This window comes from Streptomyces sp. URMC 126, assembly GCF_051386555.1.
In the GTDB taxonomy this organism is placed as follows: Bacteria; Actinomycetota; Actinomycetes; order Streptomycetales; family Streptomycetaceae; genus Streptomyces.
Genome location: NZ_JBPQTX010000467.1, coordinates 1 through 3,981 on the forward strand (window position 1 = coordinate 1; position 3,981 = coordinate 3,981).

At 73.0% G+C, this 3,981-nt stretch carries 4 protein-coding genes and 1 pseudogene; 3 read left to right on the forward strand and 2 right to left on the reverse strand.

Annotated elements, in window-relative coordinates; translation table 11 throughout:
• Positions 1-40: 40 nt before the first annotated feature.
• Both ACSNOK_RS31440 and ACSNOK_RS31445 read right to left on the reverse strand, forming a co-directional pair.
• The gene (locus ACSNOK_RS31440; protein WP_436784201.1) at positions 41-967 is read right to left on the reverse strand and encodes an NADP-dependent oxidoreductase; all 927 of its coding nucleotides are present in this window, start codon (positions 965-967) and stop codon (positions 41-43) included.
• Positions 968-1,111: 144 nt separating this feature from the next.
• Positions 1,112-1,963, reverse strand: a complete 852-nt coding sequence (locus tag ACSNOK_RS31445) for a LysR family transcriptional regulator (protein WP_436784202.1) — start codon at positions 1,961-1,963, stop codon at positions 1,112-1,114.
• A gap of 81 nt (positions 1,964-2,044) precedes the next feature.
• Here ACSNOK_RS31445 and ACSNOK_RS31450 point away from each other — a divergent pair.
• From ACSNOK_RS31450 to ACSNOK_RS31460, 3 genes and pseudogenes are all read left to right on the forward strand, one after another.
• Positions 2,045-2,575: pseudogene (locus ACSNOK_RS31450) on the forward strand (cupin domain-containing protein); the annotation flags it as partial.
• Between the two features lie 108 nt (positions 2,576-2,683).
• On the forward strand, positions 2,684-3,076 hold the full coding sequence (locus ACSNOK_RS31455; protein WP_436784204.1) for a YccF domain-containing protein: 393 nt from the start codon (positions 2,684-2,686) through the stop codon (positions 3,074-3,076).
• Between the two features lie 252 nt (positions 3,077-3,328).
• Positions 3,329-3,799 carry a DUF3574 domain-containing protein gene (locus ACSNOK_RS31460; protein WP_436784203.1) on the forward strand — a complete coding sequence of 157 codons (471 nt, stop codon included), beginning with the start codon at positions 3,329-3,331 and terminating at the stop codon, positions 3,797-3,799.
• Positions 3,800-3,981 lie beyond the last annotated feature (182 nt).

Genomic DNA, 3,981 nt, shown 5'->3' on the forward strand with positions numbered 1-3,981 from the left:
CCACGCATCCCCCGCTCCACCGCTCACCCCCATCCCGGCCTCAGTCCACCGTCAGCACGACCTTGCCCAGCGCCCGCCCCGAGCCCACCAGTTCATGCGCCTTGCCCGCCTCGGCGAGCGGGAACGTCGCCCCGACGTGCGGTCGGATCCGGCCCGCGTCCACGAGGCCGGCTATGGCCTCCAGTGCCGCGTAGTCCGGCTCCACCGAGACCCCGGCGAAGCGGAAGCCGTCCGCCTCGATCCGCGCCGCGAGCTCCCGGTCGGCGTGCTCCAGGATGCTGACGAGCGTGCCGCCGGGGCGGAGGACCGCCGTCGAACGGGCGCCCTGGGCAGTGGAGTCGAAGACGACGTCGACGTCCTTCACCGCCTCGGTGAAGTCGACCGCCTGGTAGTCGATCACCTCGTCGGCACCCAGCCCGCGGACGAACTCGTGCTTGGCCGCACTCGCCAGCGCGATCACCTCGGCGCCCCGGACCTTCGCGATCTGCACGGCCAGGTGCCCGACCCCGCCGGCCGCCCGGTGGATCAGCACCCGGTCGCCCTCCCCGACGCCGGCCGCGTCCACCAGTCCCTGCCAGGCGGTGAGCGCCGCGAGCGGCAGCGCGGCGGCGTGCACGTGGTCGAGCGAGGCGGGCTTCCGTGCGACCTGCCGCGAGGGGACGGTCACGTACTCGGCGTAGGCGTTGGCGGCGCGCGGGAAGAACGGCATCCCGTACACCTCGTCCCCGACCTTGAACCGGGAGCCGGCGCCGACCTCCTCGACGACCCCGGAGACGTCCCAGCCCACCCCGAACGGCGGCTCGCCCAGCAGCGGGAAGGCCCCGGACCGGACCGCGACGTCCACCGGGTTCACCGCGCTCGCCCGGACCCGCACCAGCACCTCGGCCGCGAGCGGAACCGGCCGCTCCTTCTCCACCAGCTCCAGCACCTCGGGGCCGCCGAAGGTCTTCTGCACCACAGCACGCATTGGGGACGCTCCCTGCTCGTTCGCGTTCGTTTGTTCGTTGGTCCGTTTCGACTCCTCCACCGTACGAACCCGGAGCGAGCGCCTGAATGGCCTTCCGTCTCCGGAACATGTCCGAACGTCTTCCCTCACGCCCCCGAAGACGTCTCACCCGCGATATGCGGCGACGGCGATCCGCACGAACGACCGGACGAGCGGATTCGCGTCACCCGCCCGCCACGCCACCACCACCGGACTCGGAGGCAGTCCGGTCAGCGGCACCACGACGAGCCCCTCGCCCGGGTCATGGCCCAGGAGCGTCATGCCGACCGTGCCGTTCCAGAGGACGGCCTGCCGGCACTCCCGGACCGCGCGTACCACCGGACCCTCGCGTGGCTCACCACCACTCCAATACGCCTGCCACAGCGGGTCGGTGCCCGCCGGGAAACGGAACCAGCGACGGCCCGCGAGCTCCGCCGGCCGCAGACTGCCGCGGCGGGCCAGAGGATCGTCGGCGCGCAGCAGGACACCCACCGGGTCGGCCCGCAGCTCGCGCACGGACAGCCCGGTCTCGTCGAAGGGGCCTCGCGTCAGGGCCACGTCGACCGTCCCGGCGCGCAGCCCGCAGGAGGGATCGGTCAGGTCCGCGTCGCGGACGAGGACTTCGACGTGCGGATGCCGCCGGCGGAAGGCACGGGCCTGCCGGGCCGCGCCCGGGCCGTCGTCGTCACCGAGGACGCCGACGGTGAGGGTGGCGGCCCCGGCCGCCGTGGCGACGCGGGCGCGTAGCCGGTCGGCGCGTTCGAGCAGGTCCCGCGCCTCGCCGAGCAGGACCACGCCGACGGGAGTGAGCGCGACACCGGCGGGCGACCGGTCGAACAGCGAGGCGCCGACATCGCTCTCCAACCGCCGGATGGCCCGGCTCAGCGGCGGCTGGCTCATGTGCAGCCGGGCGGCGGCCCGGCCGAAGTGGAGTTCCTCGGCGACCGCCACGAAATAGCGCAGCGCGCGCAGCTCCATGCGGGGACGATACCCGTACGGTATCGCCCCTACGGAAAGGGACTTGGACGCCCGCCGCACCCCGCCCGTGGAATGGGGGACATGGCCGACCCACCGAAAACCGACCCACCGAAAACCGACGCGCCCAAGACCGACGTACCGACGACAGAAACCCATGAGCCGCTCGGCGCCCCCGCCGTATCGGTGGTCCGCCCGGGCGAGGGGGAGACGATCCTCCTGGGCACCACCCGTATGCGCGTCCTGGAGGACGGCGGCAACACCGCCCACCGCCTCGGGGTCACCGAGTCCGTCCTCGCGCCGCACACTCCGGGACCGCCGCAGCACCGTCACGCCCGCCACGACGAGGGCTTCTACGTCCTCTCCGGCACGGTGCGGTTCACGGTCGGAAACCGGGACCACGACGCGACCGCGGGCACATTCGTGCTCGTCCCGCCCGGAGCGCCGCACACCTTCGCCAACACGACCGGTGAACCCGCCGTCATGCTCAGCGTGTTCACGCCGGACCTGTACATCCAGTACTTCCGCGACCTGCGGGACGCGGCAGCCCAAGGCCGCACCGCGAGCCCCCGGGCACACCTGGAGACGATGAGCCGCTACGCCACGGAACCCGCCGCACCCCCCTTGCCGGCGGACCCCATCCCACCTGCGCGAAAGGCAACCGCGCCGCCACCTCCCGGCGTCTCAGTGGCCAGGGAACCAGTCGCGTGGAAGGCTACTTACATGAGGTTCATCCTAAATGTCATCTGGCTGGTCCTCTGCGGGCTGTGGATGGCTCTCGGCTACGTGGTCGCCGGCATCATCTGCTGCGTCCTCATCGTGACGATCCCCTTCGGGATCGCCTCGTTCCGTATCGCGTCCTACGCGCTCTGGCCCTTCGGCCGGACGACCGTGGAACGCCGTGACGCGGGCGCCGGTTCGCTGCTCGGCAACGTCATCTGGCTGGTTTTCGCGGGCTGGTGGCTGGCGCTGGGCCACATCCTCACCGGCATCGCGCTCTGCTGCTCGATCATCGGCATCCCCCTGGGCATCGCGAACTTCAAGCTGATCCCGGTCTCCCTGATGCCGCTCGGCCGCGAAATCGTCCCGACGGACCAGCCGTTCGCCACCCGGTAGGGCGCCGGACGGCGGCGTGGCGGGACGCCGTCGAGGTGCCGCCCGTGTCGCTTCCGAAGGTCTCGGCCGGCGATGCGACGAGCGGAGGAACCGCGCCGCGCCCTCGGTCAACACGCTCGCTCCCGCCCACCACTTTTCGGTCGGGAAGCGCGGAACGGCGGGCGCGGCCCCGGCCCGGGCGGAAGAGTTGTCGGCGCGCTTCGGCGCACCGGCCCGCCGCCGGGCCGGTCTCCGGCCGAAAGGACAACACCCGTGCCCCAGCGCACCTCCCGCCTGCGCACCGCCGCCCTGGCCGCCGCGACCGTCCTGGCCGTGGGCGCCCCCACGGCGTACGCCGCCCTGGACGCCGGCGACGACCCGTCCCCGTCGGCCCGCACGACGGCCGTGCGCGGCGCCCCGTACGTGGGCACCCACCTCTACTTCGGCACCGCCCGCTCCGACGGCCGGCCGGACGTGACGGACCGTCAGTTCCGTGAGTTCGTGACCCGGCGCGTCACCCCCAAGTTCCCCGACGGCCTGACCATCGAGGACGCGCGCGGGCAGTGGCGCGACGCGAAGGGCGCCCTGATCCGTGAGCGCTCCTACGAACTCACCCTCTACTACCCGAAGTCCGAGGCCCGCTCGAAGGACGCCGGTATCGAGGAGATCCGCGCCGCCTACAAGAAGCAGTTCCGCCAGGAGTCGGTGATGCGCGCGGACGAGACCGCGAACGTCGACTTCTGACCCGTCCTCGCCGCCTCACTCATCCGCAGTGGAACCGCACGCGGCGCGCCCGGAAGCTCCAGGACGGCGCCGCGACGGATCGGGACGGGGCACGGGGGGCGGTCCGGCAGCGCCGGCGGGCTCCCCCCGCGAGCAAGGGGGGCCGCCGTCGAGCTGCCCCGGCGGCGTCCCCCGTCGCGCCC